Below are 25,155 nucleotides of genomic sequence, written 5' to 3'. Positions count from 1 at the left end.
CCGCATGGAATATATACGGCTTGGAAAAACGGATTTAGTTGTCAGTAAAACCTCTTTCGGCACCGAAGGTTTACAAACTGCCGTTCGCGGTGCTTTGGTAAGCGAAAAAAACGCGGCTTTTCTTTTGAAAAAAGCGTACGAAGGCGGCATTAATTTTTTTGATATAGCGCCGCTTTTAGCGGAAAATTCTTTTACGCCGAACGTATTTTCCGAAATACGAAGCGCCGTTATTTTTGCTTTTTCATTTTGTGTAAAAAAAACGCTGCGGGAAAGAGGGGCAAGTATTGTAAACGGTGCAAGCGGCACAAACGGTACGTTCGGCATAAGCGTTGATATAACGTCCGCTTTGGAACAGGATGTACGGTATAACCTTGCAATGATGCAAACCGATTATGCGGATTTGTATCAAATTCAAGACGGCGGCTTTGTGCCGTATCCGGACGGCAAAGACGGTTTGTATGATGCGCTGCATACTATGCGTGAAAATGGAACGGTTCGGCACATAGGTTTTTCTACGGATAATTACGATCGTGCGTGCGAAGCGGCATCGTGCGGTTTGTACGAAACGGTACAGTTTCCTTTTAATTTTTTAATTGCCGACGAGTGTCTTTTGCTTGCCAAATTGTGTCAAAAATACGATACGGGTTTTATCGCTTCGCAGCCGCTTGCAGGCGGTCTTATAAAAAATATTCCGCTTGCAGTCGGCTTTATGCACTGCTACGAAAATGCGGTACCCGTATGGGGTATTCAACGGGAAGAAGAGTTGGATCAACTTTTATATTTTGCCGAGCGCTCACCGGTTATAGATGAGCAGTTTTTACAAGATCTTGACTGCGAACGCCGGCGTTTGCGGCAGTAAAGCGGGTAAAGCGTATGAACGGATTTGAACACCCTGCAGCCCTTAGTTTGCTTTTACTTATACCGTTGTACTTTATACTGCGTTCTTTCGGTATTGTAAATGTTCCTTTCTTTTTTTTAACGCTGGGCGATTGGAAGGGTATGCGCTTTGAAAAGCAAAAGGATAGCGTTTCGGTTATACGCGTTATATCCCGATTGCTGTTTGCTCTCGGTTTTATTGCCTTAGTCGGCGCTTGCGCAGAACCTGTGTTTTGGAAACAGGAAAAACGATTTATTTCGCGCGGGGCGGAAATTATATTTATTGTGGATACCAGTCCTTCTATGGCGGCTTTGGATATTGCTGCCGGCAGCCGGCTGCAAGCGGCAAAACAAGCTATAGCGCTTTTAGTGCGCGAAAACAAAGGTATTTCTTACGGACTGGTGTCTTGCGCTTCCGAAGCTGCGCTGCTTGTTCCGCCTACTTTGGACCAAAGCACTTTTTTTGCCCGTTTGCATGCAATGGAAGTAGGAGAACTGGGCGATGGGTCGGCTTTGGGCGTAGGGCTGAGCACGGCTGTGTATCATTTGGCTTCATCTCTTGCACCGGTAAAAGCCGCCGTACTGCTTACAGACGGCGAAAATAATGCCGGTTCCGTTCATCCGAACACGGCAGCAGCTTTGGCAAAAGACAACGGCATACGTTTATACATAGCCGGTATAGGGACAAAAGGTTCGGTGCCGATTGAATACACCGACTCGCAAACGGGTAAAGTGTATTCGGGTTATTTTGATTCGGAGTTTAACGATTCGTCTTTGCGTTCTTTAGCTGCAGAAGCGCAGGGCGCTTATTATCCGGTTGAAACTTTACCGGCTCTTTCGTCGGCGCTTCAAAGTAGCGGTATCGAAAACAGCGTAAATCAAACTTATACCGTAAAGCGGATAAAAACTCCTTTGTATTCGTATTGTTTGGCGCTCGCTTTAGCTTTGTTTGCCGTATCGTGGCTTGTGTGCCGCCTTTATTTGCAGGAGAGTGTGTAATGCTTTTTGACCGCCCGCAGTCTTTTGCTTTGCTTTTACCAGTCCCTTTTGTACTTATTTTTATGTTTGTGCGTTTGCGCACGCTGCGTCCCGTTATTCAAAAACTGACGCTGCGTATAAAGCTGCGCGCTTTACTGTGGTCGTTTGCATGGCTGAGCGCGCTTATCGCTTTGGCAGGACCCTCGTGGGGAACACAGCACATTCCCGTACAGCGAAGCGGCAGCGCCGTATGTTTTGTGTTTGATATTTCCTACAGTATGACGGCGAACGACGGCGGAAGCGGCGTTCAGCGGCAGCGTCTTGAACAAAGCAAAGACTTTGCCCGCAGTCTTTTGGAACGTCTTAACGGAAGTGCCGTCTCTGCCGTTTTGGCAAAGGGTGCAGGAGTTTTGGTGCTGCCATTAACCGAAGACTATAGCGCGCTCGAATCGCTTATCGATACGCTGTCTCCGGCAATGCTTTCGGCAAGCGGTTCCAATGTGGCATCGGGAATAGACAAAGCGGTTGAATCCTTTCCGCCGCAAAGCGCGCGCAATTCGTTTATTGTCGTGTGTACGGACGGGGATGAAACGGCGGGTAATTTGAACCGTGCCGTTTCCCAAGCCGCCTCATACGGCATTCACATAATTTTAGTCGGATTCGGTTCTGAAAAAGGAACGCAAATTATTTCTGGGGACGGCAAAACGCCGGTAAAAACTGCTTTACGCCGCGCTAAATTGGAAAAAGCCGCACAAAGCGGCGATATGGCGTATTATATCGATTTTTCGGCGGAGCAAAACGGCAGCGGCGGAACTAACCGCGGAGCAGGCAGCGGATTTAACAGTGGTTCCAACGGCAGTTCCGGCGTTGGAACCGGCGTTGTTGTTGGCGGAATATTTAGCGGCGCAGGGACTGCCGTGGATTTAGCGGCGGATATAATCGAAAAGGGGTCGCGTTTTGCCGGAAGCGAACAAACTGCCGTTGTCGGCGGCAATTACGAAATACAAACAGTTAAACGCCATACACCTTTTTTGTTTGTAAGCCTTTTGTGCTTTATCGCAGGGTTTATGTGTACCCACTGGTACGGTATAAAACGGACAACAGTTGTAAAAAGCAAAAATGCTGCTGACAAAAGCGGCGGCGAGGGTAGCACCGAAAATCCTGACGGCAGCTTTGTAAAGTCAAAGGGGAGCGTTCTTTTGTGTTTTTTATTGTCCGTACTGTTTTTGCCGTTCGGCGTAACAAGCTGTTCGGCATGGCAAAAAGAAAACGGTGCCGTATTAACGGGTTTGTACCGGTGGAAGCGGCATGACTATCAAAACGCCGCCGCATCTTTTTTGGACGCCGCCGAACGTTCGCGGGAAATAAAAAATAACGAGCTTTTGCAATATGCGCTGTTCGGTCTTTCCTCCTCTTACCTTATGCAAGATGAAAACGATGCTGCACTTGCAAAACTGGACGACATGCCGCCTTCATTACCGCCTTCTTTAGCTTTTGCCGCGTATTATAACAGGGGCATTATAGCTTTTCGAAGCGGCGATTTTGATACGGCAGCCGAATGTTTTAAAAACGCATTGCTTATCAACAGCGGCAGCTTGGACGCAAAAATTAATTTGGAATTGTGTTTACAGCAGCGCGGCTTACAAGTGCGCCAAGGCAAACAAGAGTTGATACCTGCCGAGGCGCAAAATGCACCGTCGGCGGCGCAAGAAGCCGTATTTTCGCTTATCAGGGAGAACGACAAACAAAGATGGAAAAATACTTATATTCCGAATACCCAAGACGGCTCTTCAGCCGATTATTAAATTTTTTAATTTGCACATGCTTTTTTTTATGCTGCGGTTTTTTTGCCCTATCGGCCAATGAGTTAACGCAATTTGCCGATTTACGTTTTGAAGCGCTCGACGAGCAAAACGGTTTTTTTGCACAAAACGATTGCAGTTTTATTTTACGTATACCCGATGTGCAGCCCGTTGAAACGGAATTGCCCTATACTGTTTTTCCTTACGGGGTTGTATTATCGTCTGCAGAAAAAACGGATGCACTTGATTTTAACGGTACTCAAATTATTTATACGTTGCGTTTTGAGCGTTCGGGCTTTTATGCGCTTGAACCGGTAAAAATCCTTATACGCGGAATATATTACGATATTCCCTTTCCCGAAGTCGGCGTAAGGGAAAATATACGTTTATTAAAACCGGATTTCTTTTTTATAGTACCCCAAAAGCAAGCGTACGAAGCACAGCGGATTTCGGTCGGTATTGCGGGGCGCTATTTTGACCAAGTGCAAAGCGTACATTGGACTTTAAGTGAAGACGCGCTGGTCGAAAAAGGAGAAGATTCGCCGCAACTTCCGTTAAAAACAGAGCGTATATCTTCCAAAACCGAAACGGTTGCTTTTTTATCGGTTACGCCGCTTAAAAAGGGTAAGCTTGATTTGCCTGAAGTTGAAATTCAAGCTTACGGTTACGACGGAAAACTGTACACGGTTAAACCTCATCTGCGAACGCTTCAAGTATTGCAAAATCCGGCGCGTTCGGAAAACAAAAACGCACACACCAAATCAGAAAAAAACGACGGTAAAAAAGACGGCAGAGATACCGATATGCAAAAAGAGCCGACCGTGATTGCAAATACGGATTTTGCCGCACATTTAGCCCAGCTAAGGTATGCCGAGCGCCGCTCGCCTTTGTTTTGGCGGTATAAAAACGAGCGCAAAGGGCTTGAACAAAGCGCCGGTTTAAAAAATCCGGATGAAATTTCTTTGTGGCTGTGCATAATTTTACCCTTTGCGCTTTGTGCATGTACGCTTGTTTTTTTGATTTTATTTTATAAAAAAACGGTACGTGCCGCTTTTGCCGCCGTTTTGTTTATGTCGGCTTTTGTGTATGCTGTAAGTTCTTTGGTAAAAATAAACGAACGTGTTGTTGTAAGTTCGGGCGGCATGCTGCGTACCATTCCCGAAAACACGGCGAGTGCGGTGATGAATTTAACGGCGGGGGTGCGTTTGCGCGTTATGCGAAGCGGCGGCGCATGGTACCTCGTTTCGGATTCCCAGCGGCGCATAGGCTGGATTTTAAAAGAAGAATGCGTATATGTCGGAAAAGAAAAATAACACTCTTGTAACATTCACCCGTTTGAATTATTGTATAGATACGTATGGACGATTTGTATAAAATACTGGGAGTGCCGAGCAGCGCTTCTGCCGATGAAATAAAAAAAGCTTACCGTGAAGCGGCGTTTAAATACCATCCCGACCGCAATGCGGGCGATAGCGTTGCCGAAGATAAATTCAAAAAAATCAGCGCTGCATATTCCGTGCTTGGCGATGAAACAAAACGCGCAGAATACGACCATTACGGTTCAACCGACGAATATGCCCGCGCCGCTTCGTACACAAGGCAATACGGACAAACCGATCAAGCCTATGCGCAAGATCCTTTCGGTGCCGACTTTTGGACATGGTATGAACAGGCGATGAACGCCGAAAGGGCGCACGGCTCAAACAGCTTTTACCGCACAAGCTACACCTACGAACAGCAAAGCGAACAAAGCGAAACAAAACGCGACGCTTTAGTGCGCTTTATACGTTCGGCTCTTACCTTTGCGGCAGGTCTTATATTTTTACGCTATTCGTGGATACTGCTGCCGTTCGGCCCTATTTTATGCTTAGCTGCCGTAGTAAACGGTTTTACCGGCGCGCTTCGTTCAATACGTATTTTGCTTTCACCGAAAATAAAATAAACGGATTATCTTTCTCTAAAAATAATTCTTCCTCGATTTAAATCATAGGGCGACAGTGCGACTTTTACGTTATCGCCGGGAACGATACGGATGTAGTGTTTGCGCATTTTTCCCGATAAATGCGCAAGGATAACGTGATTGTTTTGTAATTCAACCCGAAACATAGTGTTCGGCAGAGCTTCTTTTACAATGCCTTCAACTTCAATAGCTTCTTCTTTTGCCACAATTCCCCCAAAATACCGTATAACGGTTTTTTTTAGCTGAAATCGGCAAAAAAAGCAAAAAAATATTTGCTTTTTTGCCGATTCATACGTATAATTTTATGAGTAAATCTATATGTTGTCAACTATGGGAGTTTTGGAAATGGAAAAAGAATTTGCTGAAAAAATGAAACAAAGTCTTTTAAATTTAAAATCGGAAATTATCGGTCAACTGATGACAAATAACAATGACTTCCGTCAAATTGTGGAAAGCATGGAAGCAAAAGATGTTGTAGATATAGCTTCAGACGATATCGACCGCAAAATGCTCGATGCCGCCGGCGCGCGCGATGTAAACCGTTTAAAACTGATAGATTCGGCTTTAACGCGCATAGAGCAGGGAAAATACGGTTTGTGCATGAAGTGCGGTAAACGCATTCCCAAAGAACGCTTAAAAGCTATTCCTTATGCGCTTTTGTGCGTGGACTGTAAAAGCGCGGACGAAAAGCGCAACCGCTGAGAGGCTCACGTATACGCGCTCCGGTTCGGGCTACGTGCGGTTATCTGCGGCTTACCTATGGCTATGCCGGAATTTTTTGGCTGTGCCACGTACCGCCGCTTAAATACCACAATTCACGGTAGCCTGCTGCCAGAGCCGCGCTCAAACCGTCTTCAAAGTGAGCGCACAAATGCTGTGCTTGGTGACTGTCGAAGTTGAGCATAACAGGCGCATCGTAGGCACGCAAAAGTTGCAAAAAATCGGCGGACGGATAGGGATTTGTCATACCTGCCCGTGTCATGCCGCCGGTATTTATTTCGGTAACTTTTCCGCTTTGTGCAATTACCCGTGCGGTTGCTTTTAGTTCTCTCCGGTACCATCCGTCCGTTTCGTCAAAAAAAATGTAATACGCCGTTTCGTTTGCGTATCACGTCGGGGTGGGCAATGATGTTAAAATCGCAGTTTTGTATCATATCGCGCTGCAAAGCAAAATAAGTTTGTACCGCTTTTTTCCCGTCACCGTGAAAAAGACGGTCCAGACCTTGCTGTACGGCTTCGGTTTTTGCGTCTACGGAAAAAAGATAGGGAAGAGGGTGCTTTTTTTGTACGTCGCAAACAATGTAGTGTACCGCGCCGATAATATAATCCGGTTTAAATTGTTTGTATAAAGCTTTATCCGGAGAAGTTATGCCGCTTATGTATTCGGCTTCCACACCGGCAAGGATTTCAATTGTTGCGCTCTCTTTTTCTTTAAGCACCCGTATCGTATCAAAGTAAGATGCGGCGTTTTGCATTGCAACGTGGCAATCCAAAGCAAAGGGTAATGCCATGTGCGAAGAAAAACCCAAAGCCGAAAGTCCCAGGGCTTTTGCTTTGTTGATATTTTCTTCAACCGTATTTTTTCCGTCGCAAAATGTACAGTGGGTATGGTAGTTTGTTATGCGGTACACGGTATCTCTCCTTTTTCGGAAGCCGTATTTAACGCTCGCACTCTGTTTTAAATCGTTCAAATAAAGCTTCAAACAAGTGCAGTTCTTCCGCCGCTTTTTTGCCGTCGTTTTGTTTTGCCGCTTCTTCCATACGTTTTGCCGTTTGTGCAGCTTCGTTAAGCGACAGTGCCGCCGAACTTCCTTTAAGCGTGTGAGATGCGTGCACGAGTTCCGGAAAATCCTTGTTTTGTATGCTTGTGTGAGCTTTTTGTATAAGCGAAAGGGTTTGCTCGCAGTACTGCCGTATCAGCTGATGTGCAAGGTCGCGGTCGTTTCCGACCGTATCGTTAAAATCATCGCGGTTCCAAAAGTCCGCTGTCGCTGCGTCATGCATTTTATCTTGCACGGTTTGCGTAACCGCGTCCCGATTGTCTTGCGCCGTCCGTTCGCTTCGCAAGCGTTTTTCCCACTTTTTCAGCATATCTTGAATATTTTTGCGTTTAAACGGTTTGGTTAAAATATCGTCCATACCGTTATTTAAATACAAATTAAAATCCGATGCATCGGTATTTGCCGTACACGCTATAATAACTCCGGTATAACCCAAAGAACGCAGTTGTGCCGTCGCTTCCATACCGTTTTTAACGGGCATTTGTATGTCCATAAAGATCAAATCGGTTGCAGGATGTTCTTGAATGCACTGTACTGCCTGTTCTCCGTTATCGGCGGTTAATACCTGCGCACCGAATTGTGTTAAAAAAGTTTGTATAAGCTTTTGATTTACCGGATGGTCTTCTACGGCTAAAATCGTTAAGCCGGCTGCACAAAACACTTGCTCCTGTGCTTCCGGTTCGTCCGTTTCTATTACTTCCAAGTCCAGCGGCGTGTCGAAATGCTGCACCAGTATTTCTTTAAGAATTCTGAATTTAATCGGTTTATATAAATACCCGTTAAACCAATCGAGCATTTTCATTTTAGCTTCGCCGCCCATTTGCCCTTCGGGTACCATTAAGTACAGCTTTGTGCCGTTGATGTCTTTATCGTTGTTTATTTGAGCTGCCAAACGCCATCCGTCCATCTTCGGCATAAGCATGTCGATAAAAGCGATGGTATACGGATTTCCTTTTTGGGCGGCTTTTTTCATTTGTTGCAGCGCTTGGGCGCCCGAGCTTACCGCGTCTATACGGCAATCGGTTAAAATATGCAATTTGTCGTATAAACTGCGCAAAGAAAGCGGACTGTCGTCTACAAGCAAAATGGATGTGTCTTCGGGGATAAGAGGCGCCGCTTTTTTGTTTTCTTCATTTTTAACGTTTTCAAACGGAATCGTAAACCAAAAAACCGAGCCGCCTTTGGGGTTGGTTTTCATACCGATTTTGCCGCCCATAGCGTCGACCAAGCCTTTGCAAATGGAAAGTCCCAAGCCCGTGCCGCCGTATTGGCGTGTAGTGGAAGCATTTACTTGGTAAAAGTCTCTAAACAGTTTTTTTTGTTTTTCTGCAGGAACGCCTATTCCCGAATCTTGTACCGCAAACAACAAGCGCTCTCCGTCTTTGCATTTTGAAAGCCGTATGCGCACATAACCGCTATGTGTAAATTTTACCGCATTTTTTAACAAATTCAACAGTATTTGCTGAATGCGCGTGGGATCGCTTTTTATTATCGGTTCTATACCGTAATCGATGTCGGTAACGATTTCCAAACCGCGAAGGTGGGCTTCTATACAAATCAAATCGACCGTTTGTTCGGCTACGTTGATAACGTTCATCGGGATTTTTTCAATTTTAAATTTACCCGATTGAATTTTAGAAAAATCCAAAATATCGTTGGCAAGAGAAAGCAAAACATCTGCGCTGAATTGCATTTGCCGCAAATATTCACTTTGTTCTTTGTCCAAATTCGTTTGTTCCAATAATTCAAGCATACCGATAATCGTTTGTATCGGAGTACGGATTTCGTGGATGGTGTTGGCAAGAAATTGTCCGGTAATAAGCAAGTCGTTTTGCATAAGCTACACTTTTGAATGAAGCACTTCTATGGCTTTTTGAATGATGGCTTCCGACTTAAGCGGTTTTACCAAATACCCTTTTGCTCCCAGCGCAAGCGCTTGAACAACGACTTTTTTTTCCGCTGCCGAAGAATACACAATAACCGGACTCGGATACCCTCGCTTTTGCAAATTGGTTAACGTATCAAAGCCTGATATACCGGGCATAAATATATCTAAAATAACCAAGTCGTATACTTTTTTGTTTGTTTCTTCAAGAAAAAGCGAAGCCGAATCGAAAGTTTCCGTTTGTGCTTGAATGGACGCAAATGCTTGTTCCAACAGCTTTAGGGTAACCAAATCGTCGTCCACTACGGCAACTTGTATTTGTTTTTGTTCATTGCTTGCTTGCGGGGTTTCATCACCCAGCATCCCCTTTTCCGAATAAAAGCGCATTTCCACATCAGTTTCGCCTGCATCGGATGTTGCGTTTAAGATTTTATCGCTTATAACTTCGGTAAGGTTTTGCGTGTTGTTTTCCGTAACCAAAGTATTTAATACGCTGGAAAGGTTTTCTACAACTTCAATTTCCGCAAATTCGGCATGACCGTCTACAAAAGCTTGTACAAAGGGGTCCATCGACAATATTTTTATGTGTTTGTGCTGAATTCTGGTATCCGAAATGATATTGTTTAAAAGCAATTCCAAGTTAACGCTGTCTATAAAAGTAAGCGTTAAATCGCTGAGCATAAGAACGATACGCGGCGAAGTTAATTTGTTTGCATCGATCAATTCGTTGATTTTGTATTTTAAAAGCGCCAGCTTTTCTCTGTTTAACCCTTGGGCTATTTCTATGAAGATAATATTGTTATTTAAGTGTGTTTCCAAAATACACGGCGTAACATCGATTGAAAGCGGCGTGCGTAAAACTCGCCCTATGGATTCAAAAAAAATGTCGAATTTTACCGGTTTGTTAAAATATTTGATAACGTTATACGAGGGCAGTTTTGCAATAACATCTTGCGAAAGCACCGGACCGGTTAATATAACGGGAATTCCCGTAGCATTCGGATCCGCCCGCTTTTTGTTTAAAAAATCGATTAAATCGTCAAAACAGTCGGGAGCGTCGATCACTATAAGGTCGGGTAAACTCGAAACCGTTTTTGCAAAAGCGTTGCGCCAGCCATCGGTAATTTCTACGTTGATTTTTTCCGAAACCAGTTTTTCTGTTAAAAAGTCTCGGAATAGTGCCGGCGCATCTATAAGCAACACTTGCTTCATACTATTTATTTTATCCCAAAAGGAGTATTATTACAAGTACAGGAGAAAAAAATGAAAAATTGTATTGTGTTGCTTGCTGAAGACAGCGGTTTGAGGATAGAGTTTTCCGATTTGCCCGGTTGTTTTACGCAAGACAAAACTTAAAGCTCAAAATGACACAGGACGTACCCTTTTGAACAGGTAACCAAAGTTCTTTTTTAGTAACTTTGGTTCTTTTTTTTCCGTATAACCTGTTTTTTGAAAGATAACGTGCTACAATTATAATATAGGTAATCGGCATACGGCAGGGTGAATACTTTTATTGGTAAATAAACAGGGGTACGGCAAGGTCTCTGCCCGCATACGGCGTGGTTACGCTTTTACGGTACAATAACCCGAGCGGAACGCGTAAAACGCCTCGCGCGCAGCTCCTTGCCGTTACACGGCTTTATTTACCTTGAGCATAAACAACTCGTATTCGACGCTCTGTGCCGTTGCCGAAGCTCTCGTTTTTTTCGACGTCATGCCGGAGTAAGGGAAAGGGCGGGTAGGATGCCCGCAAAAGGGTACGTCCTGTGTCATTTTTGTCGCAAGGTAAAAATGCGTAACTAAAAAGCATACACGGATGTATGCTTTTTAGCGGGATTCTTAAGGGCAGAGCCCTTAAGCGTTATTTGGAAGATGGGTTAGGTTTTAGGGAAGGGAAGAAACTTTTAGTCGTAAAAGTGTCTTCCCTTCCCTAAATAAAAAAATATTTTTAAGGGGATTACTATGGAAACAAGTAATTCAAAGACCAAGGTTTTTGCCTTTTTAGGAACAGCTTTTGTACTGTGTTTGGGGGCTGCACTTTTATTGACTTTTCCAGTGCTCATTGCACTTATGTTTACCGTATAAACTGGGGAAAGAAGTGTACGATTGTGCGGCAAAACCTGAAAATGGGTATACATTTGTCAGTGCAGGAGAAAAAAATGAAAAACTGTATTGTGTTACTTGCCGAAGGATTTGAAGAAACGGAAGCTGTTTTGCCCGTGGATATGCTCCGCCGTGCAAATATCGGCGTGCGTTTGGCTGCAGTACAAAAGGGAGCGCAAATGGTAAACGGCGCTCATTCGATTGCGGTTGCCGCTGATACCGATGTGTTTCAAATATGCGATGAAATAAAAAACGGAACTTTAAACGATGCGGTGTTTTGTCCCGGAGGAATGGGCGGCAGTACGAATTTGGCAAAAAGCGAACAAGTGCGCTTTGTTTTGGAACAGATGAACACAAACGGCAAAATTATTGCCGCAATTTGCGCCGCACCGGCACTTGTTTTGGCGCCGCTGGGATTGCTCGACGGCAAAAGTTTTACTTGTTATCCGGGGATGGAAAAACTTTTGCCCTATGCGCCCCATGCAAAGCCCGAAGCATACCGGGCAGAACGTGCGGTTTTAGACGGAAATCTTTTAACCGCATGCGGTCCTGCCGGCGCTTCGGCTTTAGGCTTTGAGCTTATACGGCTTTTGTGCGGCGAAAAAGAAGCCGTTTCGGTACAAAAAGCTATGCTGTTTTAACGCGGCAAGCTTTGTGTGCCTGTGCCGGTAAAACGTCAGCGCGGCAGTGCGATAATACGCTTAAGCTCCGGCTTTTTTTCCAAATCTTTTTTTAAGCCTTCTTCGCGCGCTTTGTTTACATAGTCTTTGTTTTGGAACGTATACGTAAAGTTTGTGTGAACGTCGTACGTACCTTTCATCAGTGCGTATGCATCTTCGGTCATAACCAATTCTTCATCGGTCGGAATAACGAATATTTTAACCGGCGAATCGTCACAGCTGATAATGCTTTCGGTGTTGCGCGTGCACGCCAATTCGTTTTTTGAAGCGTCCATCTTTATGCCTAAGAATTCAAGACCCTCAACCGCGCGCGCTCTGATATGAGGAGCAAATTCGCCGACCCCTGCGGTAAATACAATTGCGTCTATCGGACCTATTGCCGCCGTGTATGCACCGAAATATTTTTTTAAGCGGTAGCATTCCATGTCCAGCGCGAGGGCTGAACGTTTGTCGCCTTCACGCATAGCCTTGGTAACGTCTCTGCGGTCAACGTATTTTCCGGTAATGCCCAACAGTCCGCTTTTTTTGTTTAAAGCGGTATCCATTTCGGCTGCGCTCATGCCGGTTTTGCGCATAATATACAAGGGCAGGGCGCAATCCATATCGCCGCAGCGCGTTCCCATAACCAAACCTTCAAGCGGCGTTATACCCATGGATGTGTCAAAGCATTTGCCGTTTTTTACCGCACACATGGAAGCGCCGTTTCCAATGTGTGCAATGATAACATTGGTGTCTTCCGGTTTTTTACCCAAAAGCACACTCGCGCGTTTTGCCGTGTACAAAAATGACGTTCCGTGAAAACCGTAGCGACGCGCATCATATTTTTCGTACCATTCGTAGGGGATGGCATACATAAAAGAAGACGGCGGCATGGTTTGGTGCCACGCTGTATCGATAACAGCGCAGTGCGGAACATCGGGCAGTACCTTTTGTGCAGCTTCAATACCCATAATATTTGCGGGGTTATGCAAGGGACCTAAATCCTGCACCGATCGGAACGTGTCCAACACTTCCGGTGTAACGATTACCGATTTGGTAAATTTTTCTCCGCCATGCAGCATACGGTGACCGACCGCTTTTATCACGCTCATGTCGGAAATAACGCCGACGTTTTTATCCGTTATGGTATCGATAATCAATTTAACGGCTTCTTTGTGCGTGGGACAATCCTGTAATTTTACGTATTCGTCTTTGCCTTTTGCATTGTGTGTAATGCCCGAGCCGCTTTGCGTTACCCGTTCCACAACGCCGGACGCTAATACGTCTTTGGCATCCCAATCGTATACTTGATATTTTGCGGACGAACTGCCGCAATTGAGCGTTAAAATAACCATATCCTTACCTTCTGTAAAATGTGATGTTCCATTATACGCGATGAGTAAAAAAAATGCAAATTGTTTGTAACTAGGTTACTTATCTTTTTGAATATTTTGTGTTAGCATTACAAACGAGCTGATTACGGAGTGTATGACGGAGGATGCTTTTATGACTACAGGAAAAAAAATACTGATTGTCGGCGGAGTTGCAGGGGGTGCGGGAACTGCAGCGCGTTTGCGCCGCTTGGATGAAAACGCGCGTATTATACTGTTTGAGCGCGGCAGCTATATTTCCTTTGCAAACTGCGCTTTACCTTATTATATCGGCGGCGAAATTACGGATAAAAACGCACTGACAGTGCAAACGGTGCAAAGTTTTACCGCGCGCTTTAACGTGGATGTGCGTATACATTCGAACGTAACCGCTATACATCCGGATACAAAAACGGTAAGCGTGCACGACACGCAAAACAATCGCGTATACGAAGAAAGCTACGACAGCCTTGTGCTTTCTCCCGGTGCCGAACCTGTGCGCCCGCCTATTGAAGGTATACAGTCGGAGCGCGTGTTTACCCTGCGCAGCATTCCCGATACCTTTGCTATAAAAGAATTTATCGAAAAAAAACACGCGCGCAGTGCGGCAATAGTCGGCGGCGGTTTTATCGGAATAGAAATGGCTGAAAATTTAAAACGAGCCGGAGTTGAGGTAACCCTTATCGAAATGGCGGATCAAGTTATCGCCCCGGTCGACTACGATATCGCTTGCGAAGTGCACGCTCATCTGCAGGAAAAAGGCGTGCGTTTACAATTAAACAGCGCGCTTTCTTCCGTTTCGGATACGGGAAGCGCTTTGGATATACAGCTTACAAGCGGCAACGTAAAAGCCGATATGATGATTTTAGCTATCGGCGTGAACCCGGAAAGCGCTCTTGCGCATGCAGCCGGTTTAAAACTAAGTCCGAAAGGCGCTATCGTTGTGGATGAACACATGCGTACTTCCGACCCTTCGATTTATGCGCTTGGAGACGCCGTACAAATAAAAGATTTTGTAAGTGAGCAAGACGGCTATGTGCCTCTTGCAGGTCCTGCAAACAAACAAGCCCGTATCGTTGCCGATGTTATATGCGGCGTGCCTTCATCGTATTGCGGAACGCAAGGGTCTTCTATTATAAAAGCCTTCGATTTAACCGTCGGTGCAACCGGCATAAACGAAAAAACGGCAAAACGCTTAGGTATTGCATACGAAAAATCATTTACTTATTCTTCAAACCATGCAAGCTATTATCCGGGTGCGCAGAGCATGTCAATTAAAACCCTGTATGATCCTCAAACCGGCAGCATTTTAGGCGCCCAAATAGTCGGACGCGAAGGCGTTGACAAACGGCTCGATGTGTTTGCTACGGCAATCCGTGCGCGGATGAAAGCTGCCGATTTGGCACAGCTGGAATTAAGCTATGCACCGCCGTACAATTCCGCAAAAGATCCGGTTAACATAGCCGGCTTTGTTATCGAAAACATACGGTCGGGCAGAATGAATATTTTTCACTGGCACGATGTAAAAGCGCTTATTGCAGACGATACGCTTACCCTGCTTGATGTGCGCTCTCCTGCAGAATACGAACGCTCTCATGTTGAAGGGTGGCTCAATTTTCCGCTCGATGATATAAGAAAGCGCCTCGGCGAATTGGATAAAACAAAGCCCGTATACCTTATGTGCCAAATAGGGCTTCGCGGCTATATCGCGTCGCGCATATTGGTACAGCACGGTTTTACCGTGTACAATTTAAGCGGCGGCTACCGTTTATACGATTTGGTGAGCCGCTTTTAGATAATCTTGTAATGCGCGGGGAGCATACACGCCCAAATCCGTAACAATGCCGGTGCACAATTCCGGCGGGGTAATGTCGAATGCGGGGTAATAGCCTGCAACGCCGTCCATGGTCACCTTTGTGTCCAGCGCTTTTAATACTGCTTCTCCGTCGCGCTCTTCTATTTTTATGCGCGATGTGTCCGGGTGTGCGCAATCGGGAGTTCCGGTAACGTAATAGGGGATTTTATAGTAGTGCGCGGCTAAAGCCATTTGGAACGTGCCGACTTTGTTTATAATATGACCGTCAAGAGTGATTACATCGGAAGCCGAAGTAAACATGTCGACTTTTTTGGTTTTCATAGTGAATGCGCACATATTGTCAGAAATTACCGTAACGGGAAAGCCCATGTCGCAAGCAACACTTGCCGTTAAACGGGAGCCTTGAAAATACGGCCGCGTTTCCGCGCAAATAATGCTAATATTTTTACCGCTTTGTTTGCATGAACGCAACATAGTGCCGACAATCGTACCGCCGAAACATTGGGTCATTACCGTGCTGTTTGGGGCAATCAAAGCGGCAGTATGCTCGCCGATGAGCGTGTATTTTTTATAATTATTGTTTACGTAGTTGAATGCATATTCAAAAGCCGCTTCTATTACATTGCGCGATAGAACGCCGCTTTGTATGTTTTGTTTTATTGTTTGCAAAGAGCCGCTTACGATTGTTTTCATTTGTTCAACTGTCGTAGGGCGCGCATGCGACAGTTCGTATGCCGCTTTTTCCATATAGGGTATAATATCGCTGCTTTTTTTTTGCAGCGCTTGAAAGCATGCCAAAGCCATACCCATTGCCGCAGCAAGGTAAGGACCTTCGCTTTGCGTTACCATATCTTTAATGGCTTGTACCGTTTCGCGGTAATCGGTGCAGGTTACGAATTCGGTTTTTATCGGGTATACCCTGCGGTCCAAGATCCGCATTACGCCGTTTTCATACCACGCGATATTTTCGTAGCGCAGCAAAAAAGCCAAATCCGTATCGTATCTTTGAGTAGGTGTGTATGCGCTCATTTTCTTTTACGTCCTTTTTGTTTTTGTCGGTATCAATTCGGCTCTGCAATTTTTTAAACTGCTGTTAAAAAACTCGACGATTTGACGGGCAGAACGGATACGCGTGCGCTCCATAATCAATTTTTCTCCGGTTGCAATCAGTGCACGTTCCATGTGAAGCCGCATCGTTTTATCCGTTACCGAATTGATTTCGGCGACCTTTGTGTCTCCTACCGTGCGCCGGATAATTTCCGTTCCCGCAAAGCCGAACGTATCAGCTTGTATGTTTGCAAGGTAGTATTTTTTAAATTCCGTGTTGTACAGCGGAAACTGTACAAGTTCGTCGTATTTTTGCGATAGCTTTGACGCGGTTAAATCTCCCGTTTTTTCGATTGCTTTTTCAGCCCATGCAATGAATTCGGTATGGTACGGCCGGGTAAAAAATTTATGTGCCAAAGCAAACACTAGGTTTCCGATAACGTTTCCGACATCGTAACCCATGGGACCGTAAAAAGCAAATTCGGGATCTATTACTTTAATTCCGGTTTCGTTAATAAAAATCGAACCGGAATGCAAATCGCCGTGAATTAACGCTTGCGCATTGTTCATAAACGAATTACGCAATATACCGACTTGCGCTTTTAAAGCTTCGTTGCAGTACAAATGTTTTTCTACGAATTGTTCGTTGCCTTTTGTAATAATATTTCTTTTTTTGTAGTTATAGTACGGTTCGGTAAATACCAAATCTTCGCTGATATCGCACAATTCTATATTGGTAAAGGTTTTTACCCGTTCCTTTTTTTGTGCGCGATCTAAAACTAAATCGGTTGTTGCAAGCAGCGTCTCGGCTAAAAAAGAAGAAATGCTGTCGGCAAAGTGATCGCTCGTTTTTCCTGCAAGCATAAAAGTACGCAGGTTTTCATACGTACAAATGTCTTCCATGCTGAGTGCACACATCGTTTCGTCGTAACAATACACTGCGGGAACCATACCCGGTGCAAGTTTTCCCTGTGCGGCTAATGCTGCCGCTTCTATTTTGCTGCGCAGGGTATTCAAAGGTCTTCCGGAAGCGCGCAAAAGTTTGTCCGCTTGTTTTACAACAAGAGAGCGCCCCGTTTTTGTGTCGACAACTCTAAAAACATAATTGATATTGCCGTCGCCTATTTCCGTACAGTTGAGGTTAGCGGAATTTTTAAAGTAGCGGATTTTTTTTACGCAATAGTTTTTTACTTCGTCCGCCGTCATTAAAAAATGTTTAGAATATTTTGTTGCCATAGTTTTGCATATACCATAGCATACTTTTACTGTAATGCATATCGCTGCTGTCGTCTAAAATGTTGATGAGTGCGGTAAAACTTCTTTATCCCTTTAATCCTGAAGAAGTGATTCCCTGAATAAAATATTTTTGCCCCATCAAAAAAATAATTAAAACGGGAATAATTGAAATAAATGCTGCTGCCATTTGCGGTCCCCAGTACACATATTGTTCACGCACAAAGTCGGTCATACCTAAGGGTAAGGTTTTTAGTTTCGGGGACGTTATGTAAATAAGCGGAGTAAAAAAATCATTCCAAAAAAATCTAAATGAAAATATCGTTTGCGTCGCCAAAACCGGCTTTGACATAGGCAGCATTACCTTAAAAAATATATGAGCTTCTTTTGCCCCGTCTATTCGGGCAGCTTCGATGTACGTATCGGGAATTGTTAAAAAAAACTGACGCATTAAAAAAGTACCGAGCGCGGTAAATGCACTTAGCAATATCAGCGAAAGGTGGGTGTCGTACAAATTAAATATGCGTATCGTTAAAAATTGAGGAATGACTATAGCTTGCGAGGGAATCATCATCGAAAGCAAATACGTCATAAAAACAAAGTCCCGCCCTTTCCATTTAAGCTTGGTAAATGCATAAGCTCCCGTCGAAGCGGTAATAAGTTGGAGCACAACGATAATGCTTGTCAGTTTTATTGAATTCCATATGTATAAAGGAAAAGATGAACGCAGTTGTAAAAAATTGTTTAAGATGGGGTTTGCCGGAAACAATTTGAACGGAAAATCGAAAATTTCGCTTTCGTTTTTTAAAGATGAAGAAACAACAACCGCCAAGGGGGCTAAAACCATAAAAACCCCTACAAGTAAAAAACAATATATTGCTACGGCGTATATACGTTTTGAAATTTTATATGATATCATAAGATACCCACTTTTTTTGACCGTGCTGTTGAATGACTGTGATTGCAACGATTATAATCATCAAAATTACCGCTTCTGCAGACGCATAGCCGAAGCGGTAGTTTACAAATGCGTTTTTGTAGATGTCAAAAGCCAACACCGATGTTGAACCTGCAGGTCCGCCGCCGAATTGTCCGCCGGTCATAATAAAAATGTAGTCGAATACTTGAAAGCCGCGTATAACCGCAATTGTGACGGCATAAAACAAAACCGGAGATAAACCGGGCAGCGTTATTGAAAAAAATTGTTTGATCGAACCGGCGCCGTCTATACGTGCGGCTTCATACAAAAAAGGGTTTATCCCTTGCAAGCCGCCGATAAACAATATCATATACCAGCCGAAATTTTGCCATACGGTTACGCCGATAATAACCGGTAAAGCCGTTGACTCACCCGCAAGAAACTTTGACGGCATCATTCCGACGGACACAAGCAGTGAATTGGCAATACCGCTTGTCGGTTCAAAGATAAGCATAAACGCCAAACCTACGGCAACGGAAGACAAAATATTCGGAATATACAATATGCTTCGAAAAACGGTAAACCCTCTAAACGGGCGGTATAGCATAAGAGCGCAGCCAAGCCCTATAATAATTTGAAAAACGACGGTGTATATCATATACCGTGCCGTAACAGCAAGCCCTTTAAAAAAAGCTTCGCTTTTAAAAGCAGTAATAAAATTACGCAATCCGACAAACTTCCATGCAATACCGCCCGAATAATTGGTAAACGCTAAACCTATTGCCAATACAATGGGAATGACCGTAAAGATACAAAAAGCGATAAAGCCGGGAAGTAAAAACGGTGCAATCAGTTTTATTTTTTGTATGTGTGTATGCTTCATGCTTTTATATCCTTTTGGCAATTTTTAAACTGTTCGCGGCAATCCGGCAGCACCGGAAGTATTTTAATTATTTGCGCTGCCGGATTTTACCTTTGTTAGTCCGTTGTTTTAATGATTTCTTCCAAACCCTTTTTGATTTTTGCGTTCAGTTCGCTATCGGGTATTTTTCCCAAAAGATATTCTTCTTGAATGGAGTCAAGCAACATTTCGGCGCGGCTTCCGTATTTACTGAAATTGGAAGGATATATAATGCGCGGTTCTAAAAAGTATTTCAGCGATTGAGCATCAGGTATGTTTTTTGCAAGAATCGATTTTACATTGTCATCAACAACAGCCGGTAAAACTCCGTAAGAAGCCGCTACTTTTCTTGCTTCAGGACCGCTCATCCATTGAATAAATCTAAAGGCAGCTTCTTTTTTCTTTGAATACGAAACCACATGGTTAAAGGTCGGTATACCCCACGTGTGGTAAGTGCTTACATTGCAGGGAAGGCGGGTTATACCGTAATCTTCCCAATTAAAATTTTTAAGCAGTTTATCGTTTTTTCCGGTAATCATTTGACCGGGGAACCATTCGCCGATTAACAGCATGCCTAAATTGCCGTCGTAAAATTGCTTTGAATAATGCGTTTTGGTTACTTTCATATCGATAAGCGGCCACATCGCTTTTTTTGCTTCCAAATCTTTGCGCATTTTCAAATAATCCAAAACGGAATTATCCAATTGAATTTTTCCGTCACGGGTAATAATATCTTGTTCGTATTGTGCGCTGCGGTAAAATATGCAAGAAGCCCAAAAATAAATACTGGAGCCTATTGCCCCCGATTTTGCCAGTTTTTCGGAAACTTCGGCAAACTTTTCCCACATCCATGTTCCCTCTTTTACGTAGGTATCGGGGGTGGGAACTCCAGCTCTTTCAAAAACCTTTTTATTGTAATAAGTAAAAGCAGACGTACCGCGCCACGGAACTGCAATTATTTTACCGTCTACTGTTACCGCTTGCGGATAGGTTTCGACTGCTTCTTTTGACAATCCCGTTTTTTTAAAGTAAGCGTCGAGCGGTTCTATAAAACCGTTTGCCCAATGGGGAAACATATCGGCTTGGCGTTTTTGCATATAGGCGTCTATTTCCGCTTTGCCCGAAAGCAGCGTCATTATTTTTACTTCGTAGTCGGCACTCGGTACATATTCGGCTTCAACGAAAATTTCATTTTGCGAAGCGTTAAAAGCGTCAACTAAAGGTTTGTGTACCGCATCGGTCCACGTGTAGTATTTGATTTTCACCGGTCCGTCGCCGGCAACGTTTTCTCCTTTACCGTTTGCAAATGTTAAAACGGCACACGCGGCAAACATACATATAAAATATGTTTTTAGATTTTTACTCATACAGTCCTCCTGTTAGGTTGTGTAAGTTTATTTAAGCACGGGACTGGTAAAAAAGCAATTTTGAAAAACACCGATTATTTTAAAATATGCATATTTAAACGAAAATCCGTCGGGCTGATACATTCCATTTTCTTAAAATAAGTACAAAAGTATGAGTAATTGGAAAAACCGACTTCGTCACAAATACGGTAAATATTTTTTTCGGTTTCGATGAGCAGTTGTTTTGCAAGCTCAATGCGGTATAAGCCTATGTATTCGTTTATAGAACGCTTTTCCACCGTTTTAAATATTTCCCGTATGTAATTTAAAGAAAATCCTAAAGAGTCCGCAATAAGGGCTGTGTTAAGGTTTTTGTTGCGGATATTGTCAAAAATATAATTTTTAATATGTCGTACGATTTTTGTTTTATGACTGTTTTGTTCCAATTCAAGGCTTCGGGTTATGCAAAGACTTAACTGTTCCAGCTTTGTAATTAAACCGGTAATCTGTTCGACGGCAAAAACTTCATTTCTCCAAGTGTTTATACCCTGCGGCAGCAGTATATCGAGCGTTTCATCCCATATTTTTGCTGCAATAAGCACAATTTGTATTACACACGTGCGGAACACAAGAAAATTATTTGTTTGTGTTAAAAAAGCGGAAAGTTTTTGTATTTCACACTGCATAGCGTCGGATTTTTTTTCGCGCAGCGCTCTTTCAAGATTTGAAAAATCGAATTCATCGCGAATGCTTTGTTTTTTTTCTTGCAAGAGTACCGGTAAGGGTGTATCTACGGCTTCAATTGTTCCTGCGGTTTTCATATATAAAGTTTGCAGTTTTGAAATTAAAATTGCGCTTTGAGAAGGAACATCGCTAAAGGGTATTTTTGCTTCAAAAAAGACGGCGGTAAACGTACCGCGGCATTCGCTTTGCAGTTTATGCTGTATATCGAACAATTTTGTTTTAAAAAAGCCGATATTTTCTTGCACAAGAACTATCCATTTGTTGCCGTCAAATTGGATAAAAAAAGTCGATGATTTTTGATTTTGTTTTATACATAAAACGGCTTTTTGTAAAAATTCTTTTTCTTTTTCCTGCGGGTCAAAACGGCATACTGCTAAATGTATATCTTCATTTTTAAAAAAAGAGGTAAACGGGTATTCGGCGCAGCCGAAACAATAGTCAAATAATTTTTTTTCTGCAGTAACTTTTTTTTCAATGTGCATGCTGACGATGAGCGCTAAACATAATGCGCCGATTAATATGGCTAAAGCTATTAATAAGCCTTTGGTACGTACACCGTTAATAATTTTAAATATAACGCGTTGTGGAATAAGATATAAAAAACGCCAGCCTATTTCGTTTTGATCGACCCAAGCGGCAAAATATTTTTCACCGTTTGAAGCTGAAACGGTAACGGCGCCCGTTGTTTCCGTTTGCTGCATAACGGCGTTTAGCATAGGATCTTCACCGGCATTTAAACCTATTTTATGGGGTAGCTTGTCGGATACGATAACGTTTTCCGCATTTATAATACATAAATCCGCATAGTCTATTTTTGATGCGGCACTCAGTTCTTCGCGTATGCAAGATTCGCAAATATTTACCATAAAAGCATAATGTATGCCGGTGTCCGGATTTTTTCGTCCCAAAAAAAGGGTATAAAAGGTGGTTGGTTTTCCGCCGTTATTGAGTGTACGTAAATATATTTGCCCCGGCTGAACTTCTTTTTTGAGTAAAAAATCGTTTAACTGCGGATCGCTTGTGCAAATTGCCCCCTCGTAACCTGCAAAGGTGGACAGATAGCCGTATGCTGCATTATATGCATAAAACGAATGAATGTACGGATTTAAAATAACCGCTTTGTCCATAAATTTGAGCGCATACAAAGCTGCTTCTTGATCGCCCCTGCGTGCAAATAAATAGTCTTGTACCGCTTCGTTTTCGTATACGTTAAATGCTGCCGGAATAAAGGTGTACTGCAGCCGCGTATAATTTTCTTTTATGATGTGCAAATTGGAAATATATGTTTTTACTAAAAAATCTTCGAGTATGGTTTCAAAAACCGCGGTAAAACCGAACGTCAAACAGCTTATTACCGTAATCAGTAAAATGATAACTGAAAAGAAAATACGGAAAAAAGCCGTTTGACGAACTTGACCGAACATACAAATTAAAACTTGCCGCCGCCCAGTTTAAAAGAAAGCGAATAATCTATAGCTCCTTTGGTAAGCGAGTCGGAGCTGATGGGGTAGGTAAAGCTCGGTCCGGTGCTTACGGAGGCAAATTTATATATTTTCCAATTTATGCTCAGTGCGGTAAGGCCTGTGCGCTCAGTTATTGCAAATTGCTGAAAAAGGTTTGCCGTAAATTTTTCCGTTCCGACTTTGTTTTGGCTCAAGTTTAGCGCTATGTAGTGCTGTCCCGGATATCCCATTTGTGCAATGTTACCGGCAGCATCTTGAACGTCGCGGTTTATAGGCATTCCTTTCGTCGTTGCAATTCGGTTTGCTATGGCTTGTTCCGTAATAGTGTGGGCGCTGTATATATCCTCATAACCGAAGCCGTTATAAAAATATTGGGCGGCAACCGATGTGTGCGTTTCGCTGTTTGTATACGAACAGCCTGCCGTGGTTTGAAAAAAAGCGCGGTTTTTTTGCGTATAACTGTCTTGCGCATTTGCATTGCGGTAGTATGTGTAATCGCTTCCCCATGCAAAAACGCCTTCTGCAAAAACACCGATTTTTCCGATAATGCTTCCCGATAAGGTGGCAATAAGACGCGGCGCTTTTTCCTTTTGATACCACGTGCCCAAGCCGGCTTCCCATTTGCCGAACACGGCTTCCGCTTTAAGTGCGGCTGCAGTGTTTTCCGGTTTAAAATCTTTGGTATCCGGTAAAAGGTAAAACCACAAATTGTATTGGGTTTTGGGAATAATAAAATGCGCCCTAAGCGAAACCGGACCTTCGCGTTCGGCAGTCGGTTTTTGCGGGTCTATGCGGTTAATGTTTATAACATCTGCAGGACTGTAAAAATAGCCTGCGCCCCATTTAACCGTGTGTTTGCCGAAACGGAAAAAAGCTATATCGTGTGCGGAAAAATCGGTGTACAGTTCCCACAGTTTAAAGTTGGGAGACCCGTTTACTTGCAGCGGAAGTTCCGCGCCGTTTGGTAAAGACGGCACAAGCCGTGGCGGAACCACTGCCGTTCCGGAAAGCTGTTTTTCAAACGGAAAACCGAAATTGACTTTACCGTACAGTTTTAAATTATCGAACGGGCGTGCATCGAAAAACAAACTTGCATCCAAAACGGGTTTAAGCGAAGCGTCCGGAGTTAAAAAGTACTCTTTGCCGTCGTCTTTTTTTTCGTACGGGGCGTTCCATATCGATTTTAAAACAAGCTCCGAAGCGATTGAGCCGCCGATACGCAGCGTTTTGTTTTCCAAAGAAGCTACTGCCGATTCTTCATCGACTTTCAATTTGAGACTGTTGTTTATGTTTTCGCTTTTGGTTTGTTCTTGCGTTAAAAAAATATCCGAATCGTCGCCGAACAATTCGCTTTCCAAATCGCCGTTTGCCGTTTCCGGTGCGGTTTGTTGTGTTGTTTGTTGGGCAAAAATGCAGACGGCGAGAGAGAACAAGGTAAAAAGTACAATATGTTTTTTCATATCAGTTTATCTTCTCCAAATATGCTTTGGTAAATACGACATCGGGAACATCGCTTGTATCAAAGTCGGAAAATATTTGCGTTGTTTTTTCTCCCTTGTTTAATTCATTGATGTGAATTTGATGTACCGGCAAATTGCGGTCGTCGATTTTGGTGTATTTGGCAAATAGTGTTGTGCGCATGTGCCTTCCGCTTGAGCCGTAACTTTCGATTTTTAAAATTAAGTTTATGTCTTTTCTGATAAAAAACTTTTCCTGTGCATAAGCTGCATCTGCTTTCAGCGTTTTTGCGGTTACCGCGTATACGTCGAATTTGCCGAGAGAAGCTTCTTCAATGGAAATAATTTCGTACGATTGTCTGAACTCAGATTTTGTATTTACGTCCGAAATTTTTGCATTGCTGTTTCCCAAATTGCGTTTTAACGACGAATGGGTAAATTGATGCGAGCTCGGATCGTATGTCCATAAGTTATCGTTTTCCTGTAAATATCCGGTGCCCTTTTCGGCTTCGGGAGCAAGCTGTACCAAGCAAGTTTGATCTTTTTTGTCCCGCCGGAACAGCTTAAACTGATATGCCGCTTTCGGCTCATTCGGCTTTTCCGTAATCAAAGACAGGGTACAAGTAAGATCTTTTTTTGAATTTACCGAATCGAAAAATTTGTCCAAGATTGAATACATTTGCTCCGTATCGGGCGTTTGTGCCGGTAAAAAAGAAACGGCACAAAGACAAAGTAAAAAAAATGCGGCGCTTCGCGCCTTAAAGCTCTGTAACATAATGTCTCCTATAAAAAGTTTTTGAGGAAGTATCAACTTC

General features: G+C 43.5%; 23 protein-coding genes. 9 read left to right on the top strand and 14 right to left on the bottom strand.

Annotated features, from left to right (window positions below; all coding sequences use genetic code 11):
- Positions 1–4 precede the first annotated feature (4 nt).
- The 5 genes from HMPREF9193_RS09855 to HMPREF9193_RS10940 are packed head-to-tail and all read left to right on the top strand — an operon-like array spanning position 5 to position 5,598.
- Positions 5–859, top strand: coding sequence for an aldo/keto reductase (locus tag HMPREF9193_RS09855; protein WP_021687991.1), 855 nt, complete (start codon positions 5–7; stop codon positions 857–859).
- Positions 860–873: 14 nt separating this feature from the next.
- Positions 874–1,875, top strand: coding sequence for a VWA domain-containing protein (locus HMPREF9193_RS09850; protein WP_021687990.1), 1,002 nt, complete (start codon positions 874–876; stop codon positions 1,873–1,875).
- Complete coding sequence (locus HMPREF9193_RS09845) at positions 1,875–3,659, top strand: vWA domain-containing protein (RefSeq protein ID WP_021687989.1); 1,785 nt, start codon at positions 1,875–1,877, stop codon at positions 3,657–3,659. Before HMPREF9193_RS09850 ends, HMPREF9193_RS09845 begins: the two co-directional genes overlap by 1 nt.
- Positions 3,605–4,969 (top strand): SH3 domain-containing protein, encoded by a 1,365-nt coding sequence (locus HMPREF9193_RS09840; protein ID WP_021687988.1) that lies wholly within the window; start codon positions 3,605–3,607, stop codon positions 4,967–4,969. Before HMPREF9193_RS09845 ends, HMPREF9193_RS09840 begins: the two co-directional genes overlap by 55 nt.
- 44 nt (positions 4,970–5,013) lie before the next feature.
- A complete protein-coding gene (locus tag HMPREF9193_RS10940) occupies positions 5,014–5,598 on the top strand; it encodes a DnaJ domain-containing protein (RefSeq protein WP_021687987.1) in 585 nt (194 codons plus the stop codon).
- Positions 5,599–5,603: 5 nt separating this feature from the next.
- Here the strand turns inward: HMPREF9193_RS10940 and infA are convergent, their stop codons facing one another.
- Positions 5,604–5,822 (bottom strand): translation initiation factor IF-1, encoded by a 219-nt coding sequence (gene infA, locus HMPREF9193_RS09830; protein WP_021687986.1) that lies wholly within the window; start codon positions 5,820–5,822, stop codon positions 5,604–5,606.
- 139 nt (positions 5,823–5,961) lie between these two features.
- Here infA and HMPREF9193_RS09825 point away from each other — a divergent pair, with 139 nt between their 5' ends.
- A complete protein-coding gene (locus HMPREF9193_RS09825) occupies positions 5,962–6,318 on the top strand; it encodes a TraR/DksA family transcriptional regulator (protein WP_040848232.1) in 357 nt (118 codons plus the stop codon).
- A gap of 61 nt (positions 6,319–6,379) precedes the next feature.
- On the opposite strand, the gene HMPREF9193_RS10935 is transcribed toward HMPREF9193_RS09825, so the two are convergent.
- The 4 genes from HMPREF9193_RS10935 to HMPREF9193_RS09810 all read right to left on the bottom strand — a co-directional run bounded on the left by HMPREF9193_RS10935 (position 6,380) and on the right by HMPREF9193_RS09810 (position 10,494).
- The gene (locus HMPREF9193_RS10935) at positions 6,380–6,598 is read right to left on the bottom strand and encodes a PHP domain-containing protein (protein WP_021687984.1); all 219 of its coding nucleotides are present in this window, start codon (positions 6,596–6,598) and stop codon (positions 6,380–6,382) included.
- A gap of 91 nt (positions 6,599–6,689) precedes the next feature.
- Positions 6,690–7,247: a PHP domain-containing protein gene (locus HMPREF9193_RS10930; protein WP_169720469.1), complete on the bottom strand. Its 558-nt coding sequence runs from the start codon at positions 7,245–7,247 to the stop codon at positions 6,690–6,692.
- A gap of 28 nt (positions 7,248–7,275) precedes the next feature.
- Positions 7,276–9,234: a hybrid sensor histidine kinase/response regulator gene (locus HMPREF9193_RS09815; protein WP_021687982.1), complete on the bottom strand. Its 1,959-nt coding sequence runs from the start codon at positions 9,232–9,234 to the stop codon at positions 7,276–7,278.
- A gap of 3 nt (positions 9,235–9,237) precedes the next feature.
- Positions 9,238–10,494 (bottom strand): response regulator, encoded by a 1,257-nt coding sequence (locus HMPREF9193_RS09810; RefSeq protein ID WP_021687981.1) that lies wholly within the window; start codon positions 10,492–10,494, stop codon positions 9,238–9,240.
- Between the two features lie 750 nt (positions 10,495–11,244).
- Here HMPREF9193_RS09810 and HMPREF9193_RS11490 point away from each other — a divergent pair.
- Both HMPREF9193_RS11490 and HMPREF9193_RS09805 read left to right on the top strand, forming a co-directional pair.
- Complete coding sequence (locus HMPREF9193_RS11490; protein WP_306699142.1) at positions 11,245–11,367, top strand: hypothetical protein; 123 nt, start codon at positions 11,245–11,247, stop codon at positions 11,365–11,367.
- Between the two features lie 74 nt (positions 11,368–11,441).
- Positions 11,442–12,026: a DJ-1 family glyoxalase III gene (locus HMPREF9193_RS09805; RefSeq protein ID WP_040848107.1), complete on the top strand. Its 585-nt coding sequence runs from the start codon at positions 11,442–11,444 to the stop codon at positions 12,024–12,026.
- Positions 12,027–12,061: 35 nt separating this feature from the next.
- On the opposite strand, the gene HMPREF9193_RS09800 is transcribed toward HMPREF9193_RS09805, so the two are convergent.
- A complete protein-coding gene (locus HMPREF9193_RS09800; RefSeq protein ID WP_021687976.1) occupies positions 12,062–13,399 on the bottom strand; it encodes an acetate kinase in 1,338 nt (445 codons plus the stop codon).
- A gap of 151 nt (positions 13,400–13,550) precedes the next feature.
- Here HMPREF9193_RS09800 and HMPREF9193_RS09795 point away from each other — a divergent pair, with 151 nt between their 5' ends.
- On the top strand, positions 13,551–15,209 hold the full coding sequence (locus tag HMPREF9193_RS09795; RefSeq protein WP_040848105.1) for an FAD-dependent oxidoreductase: 1,659 nt from the start codon (positions 13,551–13,553) through the stop codon (positions 15,207–15,209).
- Here HMPREF9193_RS09795 and HMPREF9193_RS09790 read toward each other — a convergent pair.
- The 8 genes from HMPREF9193_RS09790 to HMPREF9193_RS09755 form a co-directional block, all read right to left on the bottom strand.
- Complete coding sequence (locus HMPREF9193_RS09790; RefSeq protein WP_021687974.1) at positions 15,183–16,259, bottom strand: s-methyl-5-thioribose-1-phosphate isomerase; 1,077 nt, start codon at positions 16,257–16,259, stop codon at positions 15,183–15,185. The genes HMPREF9193_RS09795 and HMPREF9193_RS09790 overlap by 27 nt on opposite strands.
- Positions 16,260–16,265: 6 nt before the next feature.
- The gene (gene mtnK / locus HMPREF9193_RS09785; protein WP_021687973.1) at positions 16,266–17,513 is read right to left on the bottom strand and encodes an S-methyl-5-thioribose kinase; all 1,248 of its coding nucleotides are present in this window, start codon (positions 17,511–17,513) and stop codon (positions 16,266–16,268) included.
- 85 nt (positions 17,514–17,598) lie between these two features.
- Positions 17,599–18,357 (bottom strand): carbohydrate ABC transporter permease, encoded by a 759-nt coding sequence (locus HMPREF9193_RS09780; RefSeq protein ID WP_169720468.1) that lies wholly within the window; start codon positions 18,355–18,357, stop codon positions 17,599–17,601.
- A 58-nt stretch (positions 18,358–18,415) separates the two neighbouring features.
- Positions 18,416–19,312 (bottom strand): carbohydrate ABC transporter permease, encoded by an 897-nt coding sequence (locus tag HMPREF9193_RS09775; RefSeq protein ID WP_021687971.1) that lies wholly within the window; start codon positions 19,310–19,312, stop codon positions 18,416–18,418.
- A 95-nt stretch (positions 19,313–19,407) separates the two neighbouring features.
- Positions 19,408–20,697, bottom strand: a complete 1,290-nt coding sequence (locus HMPREF9193_RS09770) for an ABC transporter substrate-binding protein (protein ID WP_021687970.1) — start codon at positions 20,695–20,697, stop codon at positions 19,408–19,410.
- A 74-nt stretch (positions 20,698–20,771) separates the two neighbouring features.
- The gene (locus tag HMPREF9193_RS09765; RefSeq protein WP_021687969.1) at positions 20,772–22,844 is read right to left on the bottom strand and encodes a helix-turn-helix transcriptional regulator; all 2,073 of its coding nucleotides are present in this window, start codon (positions 22,842–22,844) and stop codon (positions 20,772–20,774) included.
- Between the two features lie 5 nt (positions 22,845–22,849).
- A complete protein-coding gene (locus HMPREF9193_RS09760) occupies positions 22,850–24,343 on the bottom strand; it encodes a hypothetical protein (protein ID WP_021687968.1) in 1,494 nt (497 codons plus the stop codon).
- A 1-nt stretch (position 24,344) separates the two neighbouring features.
- Positions 24,345–25,019 (bottom strand): outer membrane lipoprotein-sorting protein, encoded by a 675-nt coding sequence (locus HMPREF9193_RS09755; protein ID WP_245565509.1) that lies wholly within the window; start codon positions 25,017–25,019, stop codon positions 24,345–24,347.
- Positions 25,020–25,155 lie beyond the last annotated feature (136 nt).

Origin of the sequence: Treponema lecithinolyticum ATCC 700332, from assembly GCA_000468055.1 — a bacterium.
GTDB lineage: Bacteria > Spirochaetota > Spirochaetia > Treponematales > Treponemataceae > Treponema_C > Treponema_C lecithinolyticum.
This window is presented reverse-complemented; position numbering and strand designations above follow the sequence as displayed.